The sequence below is a fragment of the Rhizobium rhizoryzae genome (genome assembly GCF_011046895.1).
GTDB classification, from domain to species: Bacteria; Pseudomonadota; Alphaproteobacteria; order Rhizobiales; family Rhizobiaceae; genus Neorhizobium; species Neorhizobium rhizoryzae.
In genome coordinates this window covers 2,236,908-2,259,936 of record NZ_CP049250.1, presented here as the reverse complement: position 1 = coordinate 2,259,936, position 23,029 = coordinate 2,236,908, and the positions used below count along the sequence as shown (strand labels likewise).

Annotated in this window: 20 protein-coding genes; 8 read left to right on the top strand and 12 right to left on the bottom strand. The window is 58.6% G+C overall.

All coding sequences use genetic code 11. The features are described from left to right. Positions 1 to 30 precede the first annotated feature (30 nt). The gene (locus G6N80_RS16770; protein WP_062554160.1) at positions 31 to 741 is read left to right on the top strand and encodes an AzlC family ABC transporter permease; all 711 of its coding nucleotides are present in this window, start codon (positions 31 to 33) and stop codon (positions 739 to 741) included. Then, positions 738 to 1,046 carry an AzlD family protein gene (locus G6N80_RS16765; RefSeq protein WP_062554159.1) on the top strand — a complete coding sequence of 103 codons (309 nt, stop codon included), beginning with the start codon at positions 738 to 740 and terminating at the stop codon, positions 1,044 to 1,046. The genes G6N80_RS16770 and G6N80_RS16765 overlap by 4 nt, the downstream gene beginning before the upstream one ends. A 6-nt stretch (positions 1,047 to 1,052) precedes the next feature. Here G6N80_RS16765 and G6N80_RS16760 read toward each other — a convergent pair whose 3' ends face one another. Further along, a complete protein-coding gene (locus G6N80_RS16760; protein WP_165135450.1) occupies positions 1,053 to 2,882 on the bottom strand; it encodes an aminopeptidase P family protein in 1,830 nt (609 codons plus the stop codon). A 277-nt stretch (positions 2,883 to 3,159) separates the two neighbouring features. Here G6N80_RS16760 and G6N80_RS16755 point away from each other — a divergent pair, with 277 nt between their 5' ends. After that, on the top strand, positions 3,160 to 3,333 hold the full coding sequence (locus tag G6N80_RS16755; protein WP_062554157.1) for a hypothetical protein: 174 nt from the start codon (positions 3,160 to 3,162) through the stop codon (positions 3,331 to 3,333). 29 nt (positions 3,334 to 3,362) lie between these two features. On the opposite strand, the gene G6N80_RS16750 is transcribed toward G6N80_RS16755, so the two are convergent. Together G6N80_RS16750 and G6N80_RS16745 are read right to left on the bottom strand one after the other, a co-directional pair. After that, complete coding sequence (locus G6N80_RS16750) at positions 3,363 to 4,250, bottom strand: 50S ribosomal protein L11 methyltransferase (RefSeq protein WP_062554758.1); 888 nt, start codon at positions 4,248 to 4,250, stop codon at positions 3,363 to 3,365. A 78-nt stretch (positions 4,251 to 4,328) separates the two neighbouring features. After that, positions 4,329 to 4,928: an SCO family protein gene (locus G6N80_RS16745; protein WP_062554156.1), complete on the bottom strand. Its 600-nt coding sequence runs from the start codon at positions 4,926 to 4,928 to the stop codon at positions 4,329 to 4,331. 492 nt (positions 4,929 to 5,420) lie between these two features. Here G6N80_RS16745 and G6N80_RS16740 point away from each other — a divergent pair, with 492 nt between their 5' ends. Continuing rightward, complete coding sequence (locus G6N80_RS16740) at positions 5,421 to 7,370, top strand: methyl-accepting chemotaxis protein (RefSeq protein WP_246251425.1); 1,950 nt, start codon at positions 5,421 to 5,423, stop codon at positions 7,368 to 7,370. 3 nt (positions 7,371 to 7,373) lie between these two features. Then, a complete protein-coding gene (locus G6N80_RS16735; RefSeq protein ID WP_062554154.1) occupies positions 7,374 to 7,838 on the top strand; it encodes a chemotaxis protein CheW in 465 nt (154 codons plus the stop codon). 71 nt (positions 7,839 to 7,909) lie between these two features. Here G6N80_RS16735 and G6N80_RS16730 read toward each other — a convergent pair whose 3' ends face one another. Next, positions 7,910 to 8,431 carry a CreA family protein gene (locus G6N80_RS16730; RefSeq protein ID WP_082547145.1) on the bottom strand — a complete coding sequence of 174 codons (522 nt, stop codon included), beginning with the start codon at positions 8,429 to 8,431 and terminating at the stop codon, positions 7,910 to 7,912. Between the two features lie 293 nt (positions 8,432 to 8,724). On the opposite strand from G6N80_RS16730, the gene G6N80_RS16725 reads away from it, so the two are divergent. After that, positions 8,725 to 9,261 (top strand): GNAT family N-acetyltransferase, encoded by a 537-nt coding sequence (locus G6N80_RS16725; RefSeq protein ID WP_165135444.1) that lies wholly within the window; start codon positions 8,725 to 8,727, stop codon positions 9,259 to 9,261. Positions 9,262 to 9,319: 58 nt separating this feature from the next. Here G6N80_RS16725 and ligA read toward each other — a convergent pair whose 3' ends face one another. Then, the gene (gene ligA / locus G6N80_RS16720) at positions 9,320 to 11,476 is read right to left on the bottom strand and encodes an NAD-dependent DNA ligase LigA (RefSeq protein WP_165135441.1); all 2,157 of its coding nucleotides are present in this window, start codon (positions 11,474 to 11,476) and stop codon (positions 9,320 to 9,322) included. A gap of 300 nt (positions 11,477 to 11,776) precedes the next feature. On the opposite strand from ligA, the gene G6N80_RS16715 reads away from it, so the two are divergent. Beyond that, positions 11,777 to 12,340, top strand: coding sequence for a cytochrome b (locus G6N80_RS16715; RefSeq protein WP_165135438.1), 564 nt, complete (start codon positions 11,777 to 11,779; stop codon positions 12,338 to 12,340). Between the two features lie 8 nt (positions 12,341 to 12,348). On the opposite strand, the gene recN is transcribed toward G6N80_RS16715, so the two are convergent. The 7 genes from recN to G6N80_RS16680 all read right to left on the bottom strand — a co-directional run bounded on the left by recN (position 12,349) and on the right by G6N80_RS16680 (position 21,424). Continuing rightward, a complete protein-coding gene (recN, locus tag G6N80_RS16710) occupies positions 12,349 to 14,016 on the bottom strand; it encodes a DNA repair protein RecN (protein ID WP_062554150.1) in 1,668 nt (555 codons plus the stop codon). A gap of 40 nt (positions 14,017 to 14,056) precedes the next feature. Next, positions 14,057 to 14,899: an outer membrane protein assembly factor BamD gene (locus G6N80_RS16705; protein WP_062554149.1), complete on the bottom strand. Its 843-nt coding sequence runs from the start codon at positions 14,897 to 14,899 to the stop codon at positions 14,057 to 14,059. A 206-nt stretch (positions 14,900 to 15,105) separates the two neighbouring features. After that, positions 15,106 to 16,059, bottom strand: a complete 954-nt coding sequence (gene lpxC / locus G6N80_RS16700) for a UDP-3-O-acyl-N-acetylglucosamine deacetylase (protein ID WP_062554148.1) — start codon at positions 16,057 to 16,059, stop codon at positions 15,106 to 15,108. Between the two features lie 256 nt (positions 16,060 to 16,315). Next, positions 16,316 to 18,166, bottom strand: coding sequence for a cell division protein FtsZ (gene ftsZ / locus G6N80_RS16695; protein WP_062554147.1), 1,851 nt, complete (start codon positions 18,164 to 18,166; stop codon positions 16,316 to 16,318). Positions 18,167 to 18,252: 86 nt separating this feature from the next. Beyond that, complete coding sequence (gene ftsA / locus G6N80_RS16690; protein ID WP_062554146.1) at positions 18,253 to 19,584, bottom strand: cell division protein FtsA; 1,332 nt, start codon at positions 19,582 to 19,584, stop codon at positions 18,253 to 18,255. Continuing rightward, a complete protein-coding gene (locus G6N80_RS16685) occupies positions 19,581 to 20,501 on the bottom strand; it encodes a cell division protein FtsQ/DivIB (RefSeq protein WP_246718966.1) in 921 nt (306 codons plus the stop codon). The genes ftsA and G6N80_RS16685 overlap by 4 nt, the downstream gene beginning before the upstream one ends. Further along, entirely contained in the window at positions 20,498 to 21,424 is a 927-nt protein-coding gene (locus tag G6N80_RS16680; protein WP_062554756.1) for a D-alanine--D-alanine ligase, read from the bottom strand. The genes G6N80_RS16685 and G6N80_RS16680 overlap by 4 nt, the downstream gene beginning before the upstream one ends. Positions 21,425 to 21,703: 279 nt before the next feature. Between G6N80_RS16680 and G6N80_RS16675 the strand changes: the two genes are divergently transcribed. Then, complete coding sequence (locus tag G6N80_RS16675) at positions 21,704 to 23,008, top strand: MFS transporter (protein WP_062554144.1); 1,305 nt, start codon at positions 21,704 to 21,706, stop codon at positions 23,006 to 23,008. Positions 23,009 to 23,029 lie beyond the last annotated feature (21 nt).

The window sequence follows — 23,029 nt, the reverse complement described above, 5'->3', positions numbered from 1 at the left end:
GCTTAATTGCCTCGCGCATAGAGGTATTCCATGCGCACCCTTCCCTTCTGGCACGGCATCAGGGCCGGCCTTATCGTTGCAATGTCAACGACCCCCTTCGGATTGCTGTTTGGCGCAATTGCGGTAGACGGCGGCGTCAGTCCGCTTGAAGCGACATTGATGAGCGGCATCATATTCGGCGGCGCGAGCCAATTGGTCGGTGTGCAGATGTTCGGCAGCCATGTGCCTGCGTGGCTGATCGTGCTTTCCGTCTTCGCGGTCAATTTCCGTCACATCCTGTATTCGGCGGCCATGACGCCGTTGGTCAAGGACTTTGGTCCCCTTCAGAAAGCTGCGGCCTTCTTCTTCCTCACGGACCCGCAATTTGCCGAAGCCGCCAAGCGTGTGGACCGCGTCGGCAAGCTGGAAACCGCGTGGTACTTCGGCGCAGCCTTCATCATCTACGTCGTCTGGGTGGGAAGTTCAGCACTTGGTGCAGTGTTCGGGCAGTTGATCGGCAACCCGAAAGCCTGGGCCTTCGATGCATTGTTGCCGATCTATTTTCTTGGCCTGGTGATGGGGTTTCGCAAACGCCCGCTCTTCGGCGCTGTCGTTCCCGTCAGTGCTGCAGCCTCGATCATCGGAATGCACACGGTCGGCTCCCCATGGCATGTCAGCATCGGGGCCGTGGCTGGCATTATCGCAGCGCTGATGCTGCACAAACCGCAGTCCTCTGCAAAAGATGAAGGCGCAAAGCCATGAGCCTCGATCTCAGAACCGCCCTCATCATCCTCGCCGCAGGCATCGCGACCTATCTCACACGGATCGGGGGCTTCTGGCTGCTGAGCAATGTGAAAAACCTGCCTCCACGGCTGGAGACAGCGTTGAACGCCGTACCGGCAGCGGTTTTGACGACGCTTGTTGCGCCCGCCTTCTTCGATGGCGGAATTGAACTCAAGATCGCAATGATCGTCGCGCTGCTGGTCGGCCTGCGCCACAACGGCATCCCCCTCATCCTGGCCGGATGGGGAGCTGCCATGGTGTTGCGGCATTTCGTGATGACCTGAGAAGTCTCAGATTGGTTGAGTTGCCTGCTTCAGCCAATCAAGCACATGCGCCTCGGAAATCAGCGGCGACAACTTCTCGAACACTGTCGCGTGGTAGGCATTCAGCCAGTCGCGCTCTTCGGAGGTCAGGAGATCCGGCAGAACCAGACGCCGGTCGATGGGGCACCAAGTCAGGGTCTCGAAGCGCATCATGGGGATGTCACCGCCTTTGATCGTCTCCGGTTCGCTGACATAGATCAGGTTTTCGATACGAATACCGAAAGCTCCCGGACGATAGTATCCGGGTTCGTTGGAGAGGATCATGCCCGGCAGGAACTCCTGTGTAGAGAGCCGTGCAATGCGTTGCGGCCCTTCATGCACGGAGAGATAAGAGCCGACACCGTGGCCTGTGCCATGGCCATAATCCGCGCCAGCCTTCCAGAGAGCAATACGTGCCAGCGGGTCCAGATCACAGCCGCGCGTACCCTTCGGGAAGCGTGCGGTCGAAATTCCGATCATGCCCTTCAGCACCAGCGTGAAGAAGCGTTTCTGTTCTTCCGGCACCGCGCCGATCGCAACCGTGCGGGTAATATCGGTCGTGCCGTTGACGTACTGCGCCCCGGAATCGATGAGGAAAAGCTCACCGGACGAAAGCTTGCGGTTGGTTTCCGTTGTCACCCGATAGTGAATGATCGCGCCGTTTGGTCCCGCCCCGGAAATCGTATCGAACGAAATATCCTTCAGCGGGTTCTGGAAATCCTGCCCGACGCTGGCGCGGAACCCTTCCAGCCGCGTCACGACATCGATCTCCGTCATGCTTCCCGGCTGCTGGCTATCGAGCCAATGCAGGAAGCGCACCATGGCAGCGCCATCCTGAACATGAGCTTCCGCCGATCCGCGCAGTTCGACTGCGTTCTTGACCGCGCGCGGCAGACGCGCCGGATCGATCACTTCGAGTGCGATACCGCCTGCTGCCTCGATGGCCCGCTTCAACGCAAATGGCGTCGCTTCCGGGTCGATCAGTATTTTGCCGCCATTGGCGCCATACGCTGTCACGCGCTCGACAACCGATGCCGGAGCATGGACTGACGCCAAGGTTTCGACATGGCTTTTTGCTTCACCGACGAGCTTTGATGCATCGATAAAGATCTCGGCCTTGCCGTCTGCCGTGATGACCGCCCGCGCCAGCGGATGCGGCGTGTGCGGCACATCCTGGCCCCGCACGTTGAAGATCCAGGCCACGGACGAAGGATCACCGATCAGAACAGCAGAGGCTCCCTTCTCTTTCACCCAGGCAGCAATCTCTGAAATCTTGTCAGTTGCAGGCTTGCCCGCATGGCTTTCCTGCTGAACGCTGACGGTACCCTGAGGCTCTGCCGGGCGATCAGCCCAGATTGCATCGACAGGATTGGTATTCACGAGGATCAGCGAGCCACCGCACTCGTCCAGCGCCTTTTCCAACCGCTTGGCGTCGCTGCCGCCATGCAGCCACGGATCGATGCCGAGCCGCAGTCCTTTTGAGCCATGGTCGGCGAGCCAGAGATGCGGTGGCTTCGCAACAAGATCACCAGCAGTGAATGTATCGGGATGCACCTGCTGCGCGAGCTGTGTCGTGTAGCGACCATCAACAAAGACGACTGCCTTGTCCCGGAGAATGAGAGCGACACCAGCGGATCCCGTAAAGCCGGTGAGCCAGGCAAGCCGCTCAGCGCATGCCGGAACATATTCGCCCTGAAACTCGTCGGCACGCGGCACCAGAAAGCCATCGATACCAAGAGCATCGAAACGCTCGCGAAGCGCGGCAACGCGCGCCGGACCTGTTTGCGGGGAGGACGTGGTTTCAAAGGACTGGAACATGGGCATGTCTTTCAGTTGAGCGCCTGCGATTGGAAGTCCGCCTGAAGCGCGATTCCAACCCGAGTGGTTCGATCCCGACATTTGCATCCGTTCGCAGCCCCCTCAAGAGGAAATGTCAGGATCACGAAAACCACCGCGCCATGTTTGGTAGCAGTTCGACATATGCAACAGGCGCAATCCACTCATGTTGCAGTGCACCTAACGCTCGGCGCATCGATCGCCTACATTAAAGCCATCGAAGGGCGCAGCGGCGCCCACCAGCCTAGGAGGCTAGACAATGGCAAATTCATTCCTGCACAATGCTTTCAACCGGATCGTGGAAGCCCGCGAGCGTCAAGCCCGCCGCTACGTCAACAGCGCCCTCTTGCGGCTGGACGATACGAGCCTCGCGGCACTGGGCAAGTCGCGCGAAGAGCTTCGCCGCGAAGGTGCTTCCAACTTCCCGCTCTGAAGCCGACATAGACTTGAATATGCGAGGCGCTAGCTCCGCGCCTCGTGGCGCAGATGGATGGTCACCCAGCCATTACGCCAGATCGTCTTCACATGGGCGAGACCGGCACCGCTGTAGGCGGCGATGACCTTCCAGCGCTGTGATGCAAGGATGCCGGAGAGAATGACATCTCCACCCGGCGACAGATGTGTCACCAACTGCGGTGCCATCTTGATCAACGGTCTGGCGAGAATGTTCGCGATGATGAGGTCGAACGGTCCGTGTCTACGGAACGCTGCGGAATAGAAGCCCGGCGCCGTCTCGAAACTCATGCCTGCCGAAATCCCGTTCAGCTTGGCATTTTCGCGCGCGACACGCGTTGCAATTGGATCGATGTCGGTTGCGAGTACCGGAATCTTGCGCAGCTTGTATACGGCGATTGCCAGCACGCCGCTACCGGTTCCCAGATCCAGCGCGTTGCGCGGCGGATGAGCGCGAACCACGCTTTCAATAACCTCGAGGCAGCCAGCAGTCGTGCCGTGATGGCCGGTGCCGAAAGCCTGGCCCGCATCGATTTCGATGGCCAGATCGCCGGATCGCACCTTGTCGCGATCATGGGAGCCATGAACAAGAAAGCGGCCCGCCCGCACAGGCTTCAGTCCCTCGAGCGACTTGGCAATCCAGTCGATATCCGGCAGCACTTCGCGCTCGATTTCAAGCGTGGGATAACCCTCCGCGATCGTCTCCGCAAAACGTGCGCGTACCTCGTCCTCATCGGCCAGCATCATGTAGATCGATGCTTCCCAGCGGTCTGCCTTTTCGTCGATCTCGGTCGTGCCGATGGCGTAATCCTCTTCGCCGAAGCACAGCGAAAGCAGTTCAAGGATATCCTCGGATTCCCGCTCGGTGACGGTAACGAAAAGACGAAGTTCACTCACGGAAAGCTCTTTCTGACCCGGACAAATCAAGCGGAACCAATGGCACGAAAGCCCCCGCAGCGGCAAGCCGCAGATCCCTTAGCCCTTGATGAGATTTTCCAGCTTTTTTATCGCCGTGTCAGGGTTCTCTCCGTAAGCAATCGTTCCGGAGAACCGCCCGCCATTGTTGAGCAGGAAAACGGACGCCGTATGGTCCATCGTGTATTCGCCGTCCGGTTGCTTCTCGTCTACCGGCACCTTGCGCGCATAGACGCGGAAACCCTTGATGACCTCGGCAACCTTGCTGGGGTCACCGGAAATGCCCACAACACGGTCGGTGACATTTGAGATATAGTCTTTCAGCAGCGCAGGCGGATCGCGCTCGGGATCGACCGTGACGAAATAGGCGTTGATCTTGTCACCCTTCGGATCAACCTTGTGCAGCCAGCCATTCAGCTCGAACAAGGTTGTGGGACAGACCTCCGGACAATGCGTAAATCCGAAAAAGAGTGCTGTCGGCTTTTGCTGGAATGCCTTCTCGGTGATCGGCTGGCCATTCTGCGCCACCAACTGAAACGGCACGCCAAACGGCCCCTCGGTGATCTGCTGTTTCGAGCGGGTCACGTCGTAGGTGAGCCAGCCAAGAATGCCCGCCATGACAGCGACAGCAACCCAAAGGACGATCCGCACAGTTCTCAACGATTGATCCTCGCATTCCAAAACCAGATATGCGTTTAGAACCTTGTGGGTGGAACTGCAATTGTTTGAAGCATGTGGAGCCTGAGCGCGCGCATATGCCTCACGCAGATGTGCTTACATGCACCAAGCCGCGAGACTTTCCGACATCGCCAGAAACAGCGCGGAGCCGTTGGCAATCCAGCCCGCAAAGCCCAGACCCAGCGCAGCCGTAAACACAAGCAAAATCAACGCAGTCAAACTGCGACGATACAGTGAACGTGAGTATATTTCAGGTCTATCCGGCCACATACCACAGTCTTTGCCACTCATTTTCAGTGGAACGTGATTAGCGAATGCTTAACGTGTTATTGCTCATTCTCTAACTCGCGGAGGGGTAGTCGCAGAACTGCCGCACGCGTGAAAGTTAGCATTCGTTAGTTATACCAGATTTGTCCTTCAAAGCCACCTTGGCTCTCAAACAAAATGCGGTCCCCTATGGCGAAGAATGCAGGCATGTTTTCGATGACTGTCAATCAGCGGCTGCTGACCCTTGGCTTTGCCGCCCTCCTGGGCATGGCATCAATGCTGGCGGCCGGATGGTATCAGAAGCACCAGGTTGAGCAGAATTTGCACAGTGCGGCCGAGGTCCGCAAGGTTGTGGCCACGATTGCGGATCTTCGTTCCGCTTCGCTGGAACTTGCCCTGACGGCGATGGACTCCATCATTGACCGCGAAGAAGGCAAAATGCAGCCGGAACGCACCGAAACAATCAGGAAGACGACTGCCGAGCTTGCCGCAGCGGCGCCTGTTGTCACGGGCTTTGCGGCGACCGTCGGGAAGCAGGACATTGCGCGCGATTACGCCCCTGATGTCGCAAAGCTTACAAGCCTGATTGGCCGCGACCTGCCAGCCTTGATAGAGTCGCGCGCCGACGCAGATGCTTTTGGAAAGATTGACGATCTCATCGACGAGACCGGCGACCATGTCACCAAAATTCTGGATTCGCTTTCCACGGAAGGCGACCAGTTGGCCAATGCTCGCATGGCCGAAGTGCAGACCCTGTCGGACAACATCTTCTACTTCCAACTGATGGTGGCCGCACTTGCATTCGTCACGGTCGCATTCCTGCAGTTGCTACACACCGGGGCCATTCGCAGAAGCCTGGCAAACCTGTCGTCCAGTATGCAGCGCATTGCCGATGGCGACTGCTCGACGCCAGTCTCCGGCACCGAGGGCAAGGACGAAATCGCCTCCATGGCACGCAGCACGGAGCGCTTCAGACGCGCGGCTCTTGAGAAACGCAATCTCGAGCAGGAGGCCGCCGAAACGAGCGCTCGCACCGATCGCGAAACCCGTGAGCGAATTGCCGCACAACAGGCTGATGCCGAAACCATTCGGGAGGCGACAATGGCGATTGCCTCCGCCCTTTCCCGTCTCACCGCTGGCGACCTGCAGGTATCGCTGGAGAAGCCATTCCGGCCTGATCTGGAGCCCATCCGGGAAGATCTGAACCGACTGAGTGAAAAGCTCCGGCTGGTCATGCAGGAAATCAACCAGAGCTCTTCCTCCATCCAGGCCAATGCGCAGCAGATGCGCTCCGCCGCGGACGACTTGGCGAAACGCACCGAGCAGCAGGCTGCCTCTCTTGAGCAAACCTCCGCGGCGCTGGAACAGATTACCCGCACCGTGCGCACGGCGACCGACCGGGCGGAGGGTGCAAGCCAGATGGTCAGCAATTCGAAGGACTTTGCGGAAAGCTCCTCCAAGGTCGTGAGTGACGCGATGGCAGCCATGGAGCGCATCGAGGCGGCGACTGGCGAAATCGGCAAGATCATCAACGTGGTCGAAGAGATCGCCTTCCAGACGAACCTTCTGGCGCTCAATGCCGGTGTCGAGGCCGCACGCGCTGGCGAAGCCGGCAAGGGCTTCGCCGTGGTAGCGCAAGAAGTACGTGAACTGGCAGGACGCGCCTCTGGTGCCGCCAAGGACATCAAGGCACTCGTGACGCGATCCAACACCGAAGTACAAACGGGAGTTGACCTCGTCAGGGCAACTGGCGAGGCTTTGCATAGAATCGGCGACGATGTTCTGCAAATTAACGAGCACGTTAGTGCAATCGTAACCTCGGCGCGCGAACAATTCGTTGGGCTTTCGGAAATCAATTCCGCAATCGGCCAGATGGACCAGACGACGCAACAGAACGCGGCCATGGTGGAGGAAACCAATGCATCAAGCCACACCCTGGCCAATGATGCGGAAACCCTCGCCAGGCTTATGCGGCAGTTCCGCGTCAATGGTAGTGGCCCCGTTGCCGTGCAGGATCATGCAGCGCCTGCCGCCGCGGTTCATCGTCCGTCTCCTGCTCGCACCCTGATGAACAGGGTTGCGAGCGCCATCACCAGCAACAGTTCTGCCGCGAAAAAAATCGCGACGGAATCCAACGAGAAATGGGAAGAGTTCTAAACCATGTCGAACGCTATCAAGCAGTCCGGAGCCTATCTCGAGATCGTCTCATTCCATCTGGGCGATCAGGAATTCTGCATCGACATCATGGCAATTCGTGAAATTCGCGGCTGGGCGCCGGTCACTCCGATGCCGCACACGCCGCCTTATGTTCTCGGCCTCATCAACCTGCGCGGTGCGGTGATCCCGGTCATCGACATGGCGTGCCGCCTGGGCATGAAAATGACCGAGCCATCGGAACGCGCTGCCATCATCGTCACCGATATCGCCGGCAAGCTCGTCGGCCTGCTGGTCGAGCAGGTGTCCGACATGATGACCATCAAGAGCGAAGATCTGCAGCCTGCGCCGGAAATCATTCCGGAAGCACAACGCGCCTTCTGCCGCGGCATCGTAGCGCTGGAAAAGACCATGGTCTGCTTCCTCAACCTCGACACCGTGATTGCAGACGAACTCGCTCAGGCTGCCTGAGCCAGTTCACAACCGGCTGCGTGATGGCACCGATACCCTGGTCGAAAGACCGGGGTTTTCGGCGTTCGGCATCACTTGGGAGGACCGTTCTTCCAGACAACGTTCTGGTTGAAGAGCGGAACGGTGGAAATTGCCATCTTGGCAGAGCCGTCCACGATCTGGCGTGAATGGATGAGGTATACCAGCGTGTTGTTCGGCTTGTCATAAATTCGGTTGACGACAAGCTTCTTCCAGATCAGCGACATGCCCTGCTTGAAGACCTCCTCGCCCTCCTTGGAAAGCTCGATATCATCGATCTCGATTGGGCCGGTCTGGCGGCAGGCTATGGAGTTGTTCGAGGGATCTTCAAACCAGTTGCCGTTCTTCAACCGATCCAGCACGCCGCGGTCGAAATAGGTAACGTGGCAGGTCACGCCCCTCACCTTGGGATCAGTCATGGCATCGACAATGATGTCATTGCCCATCCAGTCCACACCCACCTCACCGACCACTTCGGCACGTGCAGGCGTAACTGAAAGGGCCATTGCGAGCGCAGCAACGGCAAGAGACGCAATAGCCACAGTCTGCTTCAGAAACTTCGGATAGGAAAACATGGATTGCGCACCCTCAAGTAAATTTGAAAATGGTTATCTTCGCCGCAAGACATAAGAACTAGCCAGCACCTTACAAGAGATAACCAGAACTCACATTGACCCGGCGCAACCTTTTGGGCATTCTACAATCATGATCAAGTTCGCGACGCCTGTGACCACAATGCTTACCATCCGCCCAGCAGGGCGTGTGGCCGGCTTGGTGCGTTAAGAACCTTGTCCTGCCCGCATCCCCTGCCAATCACGAGGCGGGGATGATGCTTAGTCTCTGCTTCGACACATCGAAGAGAGAAATCATGGGTGACAGCCAATCAATCCCGATCAACACAAATGCACGCTGGCCTCAGGGCCTCAATATTCGTGCCCGCTATGCTGCCGACGCAGCAGATATTGCTGCATTGCATAACCTGCCCGGCTACCGCTTTGGGACGTTGCGCACGCCCTATCACACTCAGGAAGAAATACGAAAAGGCATTGAGAGCCAAGCAGGTAACTTCACTTCACTGGTTGCCGTCATGGACGGCCTGATCATTGGCGATATCGGAATGACGCGTTTCGCCGGGCGGCGATCACATGTAGCGAACTTTGGCATGGGCGTGCATGATGACTATCGAGCCCGTGGCATTGGTTCGGCCCTGATTGGGGAAATCCTTGCCATTGCGGATAACTGGTACAACATCAAACGTTTGGAACTGTCCGTCTACACCGACAACGAAGCAGCGATCAGGCTTTACCGAAAGGCCGGTTTTGAGGTGGAGGGAACCCATAGAGACTATGCATTTCGCGATGGTCAATATGTAGCTGCCCATACAATGGCACGAATCAGAAGCTGAACAACCTGCGCCGGGTGGGGTGATAGCCAACACCCGCGTCACACGCTGCCATAGTCAGCTACCCACCAATCAGCGCCAGCCACTCGTCCTCGTCCATAACGGTCACGCCCAGTTCACGCGCCTTGTCAAGTTTCGAGCCAGCTCCCGGACCGGCGACGAGGTAATCCGTTTTCTTGGAAACAGAGCCCGCAACCTTGGCGCCGAGACCTTCGGCCCGTGCCTTCGCCTCATCGCGCGTAAACTTCTCCAGCGAACCGGTGAAGACGACCGTCTTGCCTGCCACCGGACTGTTGGTGGCGGCAACAGGCTCCATCGCCTGCGGCTTCACCTCTTCAAGCAGCCGGGAGATGACCTCGATATTGCGCGGCTCCTTGAAGAATTCGACGATTGCGCGCGCCATGACCTCGCCGATACCCTCGATGGCGTTGAGATCATTCCAGGCCTCGCCGCTCAGGCTGGACGCTTCCCTCATGGCCGCCTCGAAGGCTTCATAGCTGCCATAGGAGCGCGCCAGGAGCTTCGCTGTCGTTTCACCCACATGACGAATGCCAAGGGCGAAAATGAAGCGGTTGAGCGCAATCTCCCGGCGGTTATCGATGGCCTCGTAGAGCTTGCGCACACTGACCTTGCCAAAGCCTTCGATATTCTCCAGCTTCGTGAGTGAAGCCTCCTGACGCTGCTTCAGCGTGAAAATGTCGGGCGCTGTGCGAATCTGGAGCGAAGGATCTTCCGCCTCGAAGAAGAAATCGATCTGCTTCGATCCCAGGCCTTCGATATCGTAAGCGTTTCGAGACACGAAATGCTTCAAATGCTCCACCGCCTGCGCACGGCAGACGAAGCCGCCAGTGCAGCGCGTAACGGAGTCCAACCTGCCCGTCTTTTCATTCCGCTCGCGCACAGCGTGGCTGCCGCAAACCGGGCACTTCTTCGGAAATTCGTAAGATACGGCATCCGAGGGACGCTTCTCCAACACAACGTCCAGCACCTGCGGAATGACATCCCCTGCCCGCTGCACGATGACCGTATCGCCGATGCGGATATCGTGACCTTCCGGGCGGATGCGATCACCCGCATTGCCGATCCCCTTGATGTAATCCTCGTTATGCAGTGTCGCGTTCGTGACCACCACGCCACCGACGGTTATCGGCGTCAGCCGCGCAACCGGCGTCAACGCACCCGTGCGGCCGACCTGAATATCGATGTTTTCCACTGTGGTGAAAGCCTGCTCGGCCGGGAACTTGTGTGCGGTCGCCCAACGTGGCGAGCGCGACCGGAAGCCTAGCCGTTCCTGCAGCGCCAGCTCATCCACCTTGTAGACCACGCCATCGATATCGTAATCCAGATCCGGGCGCTGAAGGCCGATGTCCCGGTAATGATCGAGGATATCGGATACCTTCGTCAGCCGCTTCATCAACGGATTGACCGGAAAACCCCATTCCCGGAATGTCTCGACCATGCCCATCTGCGTCGTGGCGGGCATCTCGGACATCTCACCCCAGGCATAGGCGAAGAAGCGCAGCTTTCGGCTGGCGGTTACTTTCGGATCCAACTGACGAAGCGAACCAGATGCGGTGTTTCGCGGGTTCACATAGGTCTGCTTGCCTTCCGCCTCCATCTGCTGGTTCAGCGCGAAGAAATCGCTTTTGGCCATGTAGACCTCGCCGCGCACTTCAACGACAGCCGGAACGCCCGCCGGCAATTGCTGCGGAATCTCCTTGATGGTGCGAATATTGGCTGTCACGTTTTCACCGGTCGTACCGTCACCACGCGTGGCAGCGCTTACCATCCGTCCATTTTCATAGCGGATCGACATGGAAAGCCCGTCGATCTTTGGCTCTGCCGTGAACGCAATCGAATCGTCCGGGAAACGCCCCAGGAAGCGATAGACCGAGCCAATGAAGTCCTGCACATCCTCATCGGAAAATGTGTTGTCCAGAGACAGCATCGGCCGTGAATGCGTGATCTGCGCGAAGGTTGGCAGCGGTGCAGAGCCAACGCGTTTCGATGGACTGTCTGCACGAACAAGCTTCGGAAAGCGCGCCTCAATCGCGTCATTGCGGCGCTTCAGCGCATCGTAATCCGCGTCAGAGATCTCGGGCGCATCTCCACCGTGGTAGAGAAGATCGTGGCGCGCAATTTCAGCCGCCAGAAAGGCCAGTTCGGCAGCGGCCTGCTCTTCGTCCAAGCTTTCGACAGATATCTGTTCCGCAGCCATATCAAACTCCCTGCAAACCGCTGAACCGTACTTAAAGCATGTCGCGCAAAAGTGTGCAGCGGTTTTGCGATAACGACATGCGATAAAACAAAGAGTTAAAGCCTCAGGAGCGAATCTGAAAGATCGCGACACGCTTAGCGCAATCGGCACGAATGAAAAATGCCGAAGAGGTTTCCGCTCGACGGACCCACAGTCTTTGCCGCGCAGGCATTCACGCAAGTGTGGCCTGAACCATCTGGACAATTGTGCATCGCAGCAGCAATAGAGGATAAATAAAGTCAACTTTATTGGAGATAGGACATGGCGCTTGGCTGGCGTGATACGGGCTTGCACTATGGAAAAATAACGCGCGCGCTCCACTGGGCCATGGCACTGCTGTTTCTGTGGCAATTCTTCGGCATGGGCTTGCGGCTTCTTCTGGGTCGAACACCGCTCGTCAGCTTTTTCGTCGGAACTCATGCCTCGATCGGCACGCTCCTGATGACGCTCGCCCTGATCCGCGCGCTCTGGGGCCTATCCAACTTGCGAAATCGCCCGGCCCATGAGGGTGGGCTGGTGGGAACAGCGGCGCGCCTTGGGCATCTTGGGCTTTATACCCTGATGCTGATAGTTCCGCTTCTTGCGCTGCTTCGCGCCTATGGCTCGCAGCGCGGTGCGGCCATTTTCGGCGTACCTGTTATTCCGGGCGCCCCTGAGAAGATCAACTGGCTGGTGAATGCAGGCAATGCCGCACATGGCCTTCTGGCATGGTGTCTTCTGGCCATGGTGGTCGGGCACATCGGCATGGTCATCATTCACCGCACGATTTGGAAGGATAACGTGCTGAACCGCATGGCAGGCAGACCGCTTGTCGCGGCGGAGTAAGCTGAGAATCAGCCGCTGGCCAGCAAACGGGCAGCGGCGGCCCTTGCCTCATCGGTCACTGTTGCGCCGGAGAGCATGCGCGCAATTTCTTCGGCACGGTGTTCCGGCGTCATGGTGGCCACGCGTGTTGCGATCTTGTCTGATCCTTCGACTGGACCCTTGGAGATCAGAAGATGCGTTGCTGCTCTTGCGGCAACCTGCGGCGCATGCGTGACGGACAGCACCTGCACCTTGTCCGAAAGCCGCTTCAACCGCTGGCCGATCGCATCAGCCACAGCACCGCCGACGCCGGTATCGATTTCATCGAACACGAGCGTCGGAGCTGAACCACGATCCGCCAAGGCCACCTTGAGCGCCAGCAGGAAGCGGGAAAGTTCGCCGCCGGACGCCACCTTCATGATCGGCCCTGGCCGCGTGCCGGGGTTCGTCTGCACGTGGAACTCGACAGTATCAATGCCCTCGGCGCTGGCATTGTCCGCATCCGGCGTAACATTCACCATGAAGCGCGCCCGCTCCAGCTTCAATGCCGGAAGCTCTGCCATCACCGCATCCGCCAAAGCATTGGCACCGTTGACGCGCTTGGATGAAAGGGAAGTAGCCGCGCGGTCATAGTCGGCCTTGGCGCTCGCCGCAGCCTTCTCCAGCGCGCCAAGCCTCTCCTCACCCGCATCCAGTTCGGCGAGATCAGCGACCATCTTGGCGGCCAGCGCGGGCAGTTCTGCCACCGCAACGGAATATTTCCGGCTCGCAGCGCGGAGCGAAAACAGACGTTCCTCGACGCGCTCCAGCTCACGCGGATCAAATTCCGTACGCCGAAGCGCAGCCTCGGCTTCCATCTGCGCGTTCGAAAGATTATCGAGCGCGGCATCGAGCAGTTGAACCGTATCTTCCAGCAGGCCGGGCGCCTCATGGCTCTTGCGTTCCAGACGGCGCACCAGCGAAGCAATCAACGGAACCGGCGAAGCATTACCGTTCAGAAACTCGCAGGCCTCCGCAATATCGCCTGCAATACGCTCGGACTTCTGCATGCGGGCGCGATGCTCCGCAAGCTCATCCTCTTCGCCATCGCGGGGGCTTAAGCCCTCAAGCTCCTCGACCGAGGCTCTGAGATAGTCGGCCTCACGCGCAGCAGCTTCCACGCGGGCACGGTGCGTTTTCAGCGCCCGTTCCGCATCGCGCCAGGATTTGTAGAGCCCACCAAGCTGCGCTACCTCTTCCGTCAGGCCGGTAAACGCGTCGAGCAGGGTGCGGTGGGCATTGATGTCGACAAGGGCGCGGTCGTCATGCTGCCCGTGAATTTCGACGAGGTACTGGCCAAGCTGGCGCATCAGTTGGACACTAACCGGCTGGTCATTGATGGATGCCTTGGTGCGACCGTCCGCTGACTGGACGCGGCGGAAAATCAGATCGCCGTCATCGTCGAGCCCATTTTCACGCAGAAGAAGCCGCACGGGATGATGGCCGGGAACATCGAAAACAGCCGTCACCTGCCCCTTGTCCAGCCCATGCCGCACAAGGCCGCCATCGCCCCTGCCGCCCAGCGCCAGGGAAAGGCTGTCGAGTAGAATGGATTTGCCCGCACCCGTTTCGCCCGTCAGGACCGAAAGCCCTTTTTCGAAGGACAGGTCAAGCCGCTCGATCAAGACGATATCGCGGATCGACAACTGGATGAGCATGACGTTCCTATTTCACTGGATGAGCAGGGACGCTGGGCAATCAGACGCCAATCAGCTTTGCGCCAGCGCGAGAAATCCATGAACCGCGGTTTTCGCGAGGCTCCAGACCACCGCCCTTCAACAACTTGAAGGAGTCCGCGTACCACTGGCTATCAGGATAGTTCTGACCGAGGACGGCGGCCGCCGTCTGAGCCTCTTCCTGGACGCCCATTGCGTAATAGGCCTCAACGAGACGGGCCAGCGCCTCTTCAACCTGGTTGGTACGGCCGTAGTTCTCGACTACGTTGCGGAAACGCTGGATTGCCGCAAGATACTCCTTGCGCTCCAGATAGTAGCGGCCGACCTGCATTTCCTTGCCGGCCAGCTGGTCGCGCGCGAACCGCATCTTGGCCTGCGCATCTTCAACATATTCCGACTTCGGATAGTTATCGACAACCTTCTGCATGGCTTCGATCGTGTTACGCGCAGCCTTCTGGTCCTGCGTCACATCTGCAATCTGCTTCGAATAGGACAGGCCCACGAGATACTGCACATAAGCGCTGTCCTGCGAGCTGGGGTACTGCCTCAGGTAGCGGTTACCCGTGGCCACGGCTTCATCATACTGCGCAAGGCGGTACTTGGAGAAAGTACTCATCACGAGCGCCTTGCGGCCCCATTCCGTGAAAGGGTTCTGCCGATCGATCGAGTCGAACTTGCGGCTGGCTTCCGCAATATTGCCCGCCTTCATATTGGCAAGGCCCTGATTGTAAAGCTGCTCCGGAGGATCCGTCGCAAGCCCGAGCTTGGTAATATCGATGTCAGGATCTGACTGGCATGACGTGACCAGCGCAGACGTGCCGACCAACAATAGAGACACCAGCGCTACTCGTGCAGTGTTTCTCATTCCAACAGACATAGACTCAGTCATTCGACAGTTCCCGATTGCCACGCGATATTACATCGACCGCCCGAATTGGCGTTCTAGCCATATAAGAAGCAAGAGAGCAACGCAATGATGTGGCTTTGACGCAATTTTGTGGCACGCTTGCCCAAGTTCCCAAAAGAAAAGCCGCCTTGTGCGGGCGGCCAATCAGTTTTTGCAGTGTCAACTCAACCGACCGATGGAGCGAGCTCCTGAACCTTGACCGGCACGAATTCGCGTGCACGAACCCGCTGACTGCGGCTTGGGGCTTCAACCACCTCATAGGCGGTGGGATCGCTCATCAGCGCCTTCAGTGCATTGGCATTCATCTTGTGTCCGCCACGATAGGAACGGTAGCAGCCGATGAACTGCGCACCGGCAAGCGCCAGATCGCCCACGGCATCCAAGGTCTTGTGGCGAACGAACTCGTCAGCGAATCGCAGACCTTCCACGTTCACCACCGTATTGTCGTCTGAAATGACCACCGAGTTCTCCAGCGAAGAACCCAGCGCAAACCCGGCAGCCCAAAGGCGCTCGACATCACGCATGAAGCCGAAGGTGCGAGCGCGCGAGAGTTCATCACGGAACACATTCGCAGTCAGATCACCCTTCCAGGACTGGCGACCGATCAGCGGCGATTCGAAATCGATTTCCACTTCGAAGCGTGTGCCATCATAGGGACGAAACTCGGACCACGAAGCCCCTGATTCAATGCGCACCGGCTTCAGAACGCGAATGTAACGGCGCTTTTCGCCGAGATTGACCATTCCAGCGCTCTCGATCGCTTCGATGAAGGGAAAGGAAGAGCCATCCATGATCGGCATTTCAGCGCCCTCGACTTCAACGATGACGTTGTCGAGCCCAAGAGCATAAAAGGCCGCCATGACATGTTCGATCGTCGCAACAGACCGTGGCAGCGAGGTGCCGAGCACCGTGCACAGATCCGTATTCCCGACGTTGGAAGACACCGCCCTGTATTCAACACTTGAACCATCGGCAAAACTGCGGCTGAAAATGATGCCAGTCCCTGGATCTGCAGGCTGGAACGTGATCGAGACCGGGCTTCCGGAATGAACACCGATTCCCGAAAGCGTTACCGGCGATGCGATCGTTGTTTGAAAACCCAAAAATCCAACAGTCATTCGTTTTGCCTTCATGTCTCCCGTCAATGCGGGAGTTATGTTCTTGGGGGTTAGACTCAAATCCACCTGACTCAGAACCCATTTATGATCCTGTAGATACGGCGGTCTCCTCCACAATCCAAATCACTGTTCATTTCGGATTGTAACGAAAACCCCCGCTCGAAATCGTCTCAACCGATTCTCGCAACCCTCTAGACCGCAAAGAAAAACCCGGACTTGCGATCCGGGTTCTCATTGTTTTGCGATTCTCTTTGTTTCAGGTGGATTGACGGCGCAGGAAGGCCGGAATTTCCAGCTGGTCGTCATCCTGATGATGTGATGACGGAACGGCACGACCGTGATCGTCCAGGTTGCCGCGACGTGGTGCGTACAGGCTTGCTTCTGGCGAAAGCGCACGACGCTGCTGCGAAGCGGCGGATGGTGCTGCCGTCATGTCGGAAGCAACCTGCTCCTCTTCATCACGGCGACCCAGCGAATTCGTGATGCGCTTGAGAAGGCCCATCGGTCCACGCTCTTCCTGCGGAGCTGCCACAGGCTGCGTGCGCTGTTCCATTTCAGCCTTCACCACCGGTGGGAAATCTTCCACCTTTGGCATGCGAACCTGATCAACGGTCTGACGAACGATGGGAGCGATAGGCTCGATCGGTGGAGGCGCCATACGCGGTGCAGGTGCGGCGGCCATCGGCTGCGGAGCAGGCTGCGCCGAGAAGCTCGGAGCCTGCGGTGCTGCCGTGAAGGACGGAGCTGGAGCTGCGGCATAGGAAGGTGCTGGCGCCGATGGCTGCATCGGAAGCGGAGCCGGACGCTGGGCAACGGGCTCGACCGGAGCAGCAGCCTGGAACAGGCGGCTCTGCGGACGGAACTCGTCAGCGGCTGGCGCAGCAGCAACCGGTGCAGGCTGCGGTGCTGGCGCCTGCTGGACAGGTGCTGCAGCCACTGGTGCCGGGATCGAAAGTTCGCGTTCCATCTGGGCTTCTGCCTGACGGATCGTTTCCGCAACCGGATCAACCGGAGCAGGACGGGGGGCCTGCATCATCGCAGGCTGAACTGCGGCCGGAGCCGAAGCAACGGCCGCGGAAGGACGGATAATCGGCTTCTGCGCAGCGCGCATGTCGGCTCCACGGAGATCGTTTGCGTTGTGCGCACGATCAATGCCGGTTGCCACGACGGAAACGCGGATGACGCCCTCCAGAGCTTCGTCGAAGGTCGCACCCAGGATGATGTTGGCATCCGGATCGACTTCTTCGCGAATGCGGCTTGCCGCTTCGTCGACTTCGAACAGCGTCAGGTCGCGACCACCGGTGATGGAGATCAGCAGGCCCTGCGCGCCCTTCATGGAGGTCTCATCCAGCAGCGGGTTGGCAATGGCCGCTTCGGCAGCCTGCATTGCACGACCTTCGCCGGAAGCCTCGCCGGTGCCCATCATTGCGCGGCCCATTTCGCGCATCACGGAGCGAACGTCCGCGAAGTCGAGGTTGATGAGACCTTCCTTGACCATCAGGTCGGTGATGCAGGCAACGCCGGAGTAGAGAACCTGGTCCGCCATGGCGAATGCATCGGCAAACGTGGTCTTGTCATTGGCGATACGGAAGAGGTTCTGGTTCGGGATGATGATCAGCGTATCGACGGACTTCTGAAGCTCCTGGATACCCTGCTCTGCCAACCGCATGCGACGGCCACCTTCAAAGTGGAAAGGCTTGGTCACGACGCCAACGGTCAGGATACCCTTGCTGCGGGCAGCCTGGGCAACCACCGGCGCAGCGCCCGTACCCGTACCGCCGCCCATGCCGGCCGTCACGAAGCACATATGCGTGCTGGACAGGTGATCCATGATTTCGTCGAGGCATTCTTCAGCGGCAGCGCGACCGACTTCCGGCTGCGAACCCGCGCCAAGACCTTCGGTGACCTGAACCCCCATCTGGATGATTCGCTCGGCCTTCGACATCATGAGGGCCTGCGCATCCGTGTTGGCAACGACGAAATCGACGCCTTCCAGGCCTGCGGTGATCATGTTGTTGACGGCGTTACCGCCGCCTCCGCCAACGCCGAAGACGGTGATCCGAGGCTTCAGCTCGGTAATGTCCGGCTTTTGCAGCTTGATGGTCATATGAACCGTTCCTTTTTTCTCTGGCCGCCTCGCCAAGCGCGCCGATCTCTTTCATTACGCTGACACCCTTGCCTGAAACTAGAGCGTCAAAAACTCTCCTTGAGCCACTGCCCCATGCGGGCAAAACGGCCACCACCGCCGCCGAGCGTGGACAAAAGCCCACCCTGCTCGGAATGCGTTTCCATGTCTGCGACCTGCGGATAGATCAGAAGGCCGACCGCAGTCGAAAAGGCCGGACCCTTGGCGGCCGTCGGCAAACCGGAGACCCCCATGGGGCGACCAATGCGGACATTACGGGCAAGAATACGGCGGGCCGTGTCCGGCAGGCCGGTCAACTGGCTGGCACCGCCTGTCAGAACCACACGCTTTCCGACGATCGGGCTGAAACCCGATTTCTGAATACGATCGCGAATCAGTTCCAGCGTCTCTTCAAGGCGAGCCCGGACGATTCGGGTCACCAGAGCGCGCGGAACCTGTGTCGGCTGATCGCGATCATCTTCGCCAATCGGCGGAACGGAAATCAGGTCACGCTCATCGGCTGCGGTGGCAATGGCGGAGCCATGAACCACTTTCAGGCGTTCTGCATCTTCGATTCGGGTGGAAAGCCCCCGCGCCAGATCGGTGGTCACATGATGACCGCCAATGCTGATGGCATCAGTATGAACCAGCTTGCCCTCGGCGAAGACGGAGATGGTCGTCGTTCCACCGCCCATGTCGATGGCGGCGCAGCCAAGCTCGACCTCGTCATCCACCAACGCCGCAAGGCCGCTGGCATAAGGCGTTGCGACGATGCCTTCGACCGAGAGATGAGCGCGGTTGACGCACAACTCGATGTTCTTGAGTGCCGCCCGCTCCGCGGTCACCACATGCATGTCGACGCCGAGAAGATCTCCATACATGGAAAGCGGGTCGCGAATCCCCTGCTCTCCATCGAGAGAAAAGCCTGTCGGCAGCGAATGAAGAACGGCACGATCCTGTCGGCGAGACTGTTGGCTGGCAGCGACAAGTACCTTGCGAAGGTCGGAAGCCTCAACTTCCTGCCCGCCAAGATCAATGCTGGCCGTGTAGACATCGCTGGTCAGGCGACCTGCAGACATGTTGACGATCAGGCTGTCGACGGTCAGGCCCGCCATGCGCTCAGCTGCATCGACAGCAAGACGCACGACGCTTTCGACGGCATCGATATCGGCAATCACGCCGGACTTAACGCCACGCGAACGCTGGTGACCGATCCCGATGATTTCGACATTGTGCGTGCGATTCGGCAGAATCTGGCTCTCCTTGCGGGGCGTCAGACGGCCGATCATGCACACGATCTTGCTGGAACCGATATCGAGTACGGAAACGACATGCGACCGCTTCGAAGACAGAGGCTTCAAGCGGGGCAGACCCAAACCGGAAGAACCGAACAAACTCACGTCTGACCTCCAGCTTTCTTTAATGCTTTCGCGCGTGCGGCCAGAGCCTGTTCACGCCGTTCCTGTGCGCCTTCGGTCAGGCGGATTGTCGTGCGATCCGGCAAGCGAAGGTCGATGGCGGCGATATCCCGCTCAAGCACACCTTCAGCAGCCTCGTATTTCGCCAGAGAGGCGAGCGCTTCTTCGACGCCCTCTTCGGGCAGCTTGATGATGACGCCGTTGTTCAGGTGCAAATCCCAGCGGCGACCGGCAACACGCACATAAGCGCGCACGCGGGAGCGAAGATCCTGCCAGCCTGCCATTTCCGTCTGAAACGAAGCAGCAGCCTTTTCAGCACCACGACCGACGAAGAGCGGAAGGGAAGCAAACTTGCTGTCGCGAAGCGGTGCGATCACGCTGCCATTCTTCTCGATCAGCGATAGCTCGGAACCGTTCTGCCAGATGCCGAATGCCTCACGTTCCTTGAGCGTCACCTCAATGGTCTTCGGATAGACTTTACGCACCTCGGCGTACTGAACCCAGGGCAGCTTGGTCAGCTTCTGGCGTGCGCCTTCGACATCCAGCGCGACGAGCGAGGTCGTGCCATCCAGCCCGAGCAGTTGCAGGATGTCGATTTCCGAGGTTTCGCTGTTACCCGAGACGCGCACATTCTCGATGGCAAAGCCCACAGCCGCCGTTGTGCTCTGCGCGAAATCGTCGGTGTGGCCGCCGAGCGACATGCCATAAAGACCGACCATGCCGAAGAAGGCGAAAACGGAAACCGTACCGGTGTGGCGAGGAATATGAACGCGGCCCGTCGCAAGGCTCACGCAGAAGCGCACCACGCGCCGAAGCGGGCGCGGCAACACAAGACGCTCATCACTGGGCTTGCCAGCACCGTAGCGCAGATCTTCACCGGTATTGGATTTACCGTTCAGCGAGAACACGAAGCATCCTCCACCATCCAACGGACGAGTTCACCAAAGCTGCGACCGCCGTGAGCGGCCATTTCAGGCACCAGGGAGGTGGGCGTCATGCCAGGCTGGGTGTTGATTTCCAGCCAGATGAGCTCGCCATCTTCAGTCTTGGTATCGTCGAAACGGAAATCGGAGCGACTCACGCCGCGGCATCCCATCGCCTGATGCGCCTTGACCGCCAGTGTTTGAACCTTTTGGTAAATATTTGGTGAAATTTGCGCGGGAATGACATGCTTTGAGCCGCCATCCGCATATTTCGAGTCGTAATCGTAAAAGGCGCCAGAAACAGGCACGATTTCGGTGACCCCAAGCGCCACGCCATCCATCACCCCGCAGGTCAGCTCGCGCCCCGCAATGTAGCGCTCAACCATCACGCGGTCGCCGTAGCGCCAGTCGGAAGATCCGATGACCTGCGGCGGATGCGACTGACCTTCCTTGACGATGACAACGCCAAAGGACGATCCTTCGCAGACCGGCTTTACCACATAAGGCGGCTCCATCGGATGCTCGTTGCCAATATCGAAGCGGTTGAGATCCAGTCCGGCAGCAACAGGAATACCGGCGGCGGCTGCAACGGTCTTGGCGCGCGCCTTGTCCATGGCAAGCGCCGAAGCAAGCACGCCGGAATGGGTGTAGGGAATTTGCAGGTATTCGAGTACACCCTGAATGGAGCCATCTTCGCCATAGGGCCCATGCAGCGCGTTGAAAGCGACATCCGGGCGCAGGTCAGCCAGCACAGCGGCAATGTCGCGCCCGACATCCACGCGCGTCACACGAAAGCCTTCGCCTTCCAGAGCAGTCGCGCAAGCATTTCCCGAGGACAAGCTGACCGGGCGCTCGGCGGACAATCCACCCATAAGAACAGCCACATGCTTGCCACTCATTGAACACTCCTTGAAGACCGGGCCTGTTAGACCCCATTCCTTGCGCCAAACTGGTGCGAGAACCTGATTCCCGCGCGTCTTCATTAGTGCCGTAACATGGTTAATGAATCGTTTACTTTCGTTAACCCGCCATTGAAAAGCGTTGCGGATCAACGCCTACGCGGACATTGATAAAGAGTCGGAAAATATTGCTTCAGGCCTTTTCCTCTAAGGAAAATTACCCTAAACGAGGCCCGCGCCTTTTATTAAGGTTGCCTTATTAAGAAATCGGACAAGAAAATGACCCATGCGATGCACACTGCGTCGCCGGCCGCCGAGCCGTTGAAACCCGCTGCACTGAATTCCCCTGCACGTGTTCTGACGGCCAGCCTGGTCGGAACGACGATCGAATTCTTCGACTTCTATGTTTATGCCACGGCTGCGGTCCTGGTGTTCCCTGCGCTGTTCTTCCCAAACAGCGACCCTATGACGGCGCTTCTTGCGTCCTTCGCGACATTCTCGATTGCCTTCTTCGCCCGCCCGTTTGGCGCCGTCGTCTTTGGTCACTTTGGCGATCGCGTCGGTCGCAAGACGACACTGGTGGCAGCACTTCTGACGATGGGCATCTCGACGGTTATCATCGGATTGCTCCCGTCCTATGAGCAGATCGGCGTCATCGCGCCTCTTCTGCTGGCTCTTTGCCGGTTCGGGCAAGGCTTTGGTCTTGGCGGCGAATGGGGCGGCGCGGTCCTGCTCGCCACGGAAAATGCCCCACCCGGCAAACGCTCATGGTATGGCATGTTCCCGCAACTCGGTGCGCCGGTCGGCCTCTTTCTGTCTTCCGGTATCTTCTGGCTTTTGCTGCATGTGATTTCGCAGGAAGCGCTGTTGAGCTGGGGCTGGCGCGTGCCGTTCCTCTCTTCAATCATTCTGATCGCGATAGGTCTCTGGGTTCGCCTGTCGATCACTGAAACGCCAGCGTTCCAGAAGGCGATCGATAGCCACGAGCGGGTGGAAGTCCCGGTGGCGGAACTGTTCCGAAACCACAAGCGCAGCCTCGTGCTCGGCACCTTCGTGGCGCTGGCAACCTTCGTGCTGTTCTACATTGGTTCGGCCTATCTTCTGTCCTACAACGTCAAGGTTCTGAAGATCTCCTTCATCGATGCGCTGGAAGTGCAGCTTCTTGGATCGGTTGTCTTCGGCCTCTTCATTCCCATCGCTGGCAAGCTGGCAGACCGCGTTGGTCGCCGGGAACTGTTGATCGTGGTGACGATCCTCATCGGCCTGTTCTCGTTCCTCCTGCCGACGCTGATGACAAGCGGAGAGACAGCCATCTTCATCTTCTCTGCTTCATCCATGGCGCTGATGGGTTTGACCTACGGCCTCATCGGTACGGCCCTTGCAGCCCCCTTCCCAACGGCTGTGCGTTACACGGGCTCCTCCATCACCTTCAACTTCGCGGGCATCTTCGGCGCCTCGCTTGCGCCTTACATCGCCACGTGGCTGCAGACGAACTACGGCATGTTCTATGTCGGGCTGTATTTGGGTGTAGCGGCGGTTATCACGCTGATCTGCATTCTTCTCTCTGGCAAGAACGAAGTCTGAACCGAAGCAGAATCGAAAGCA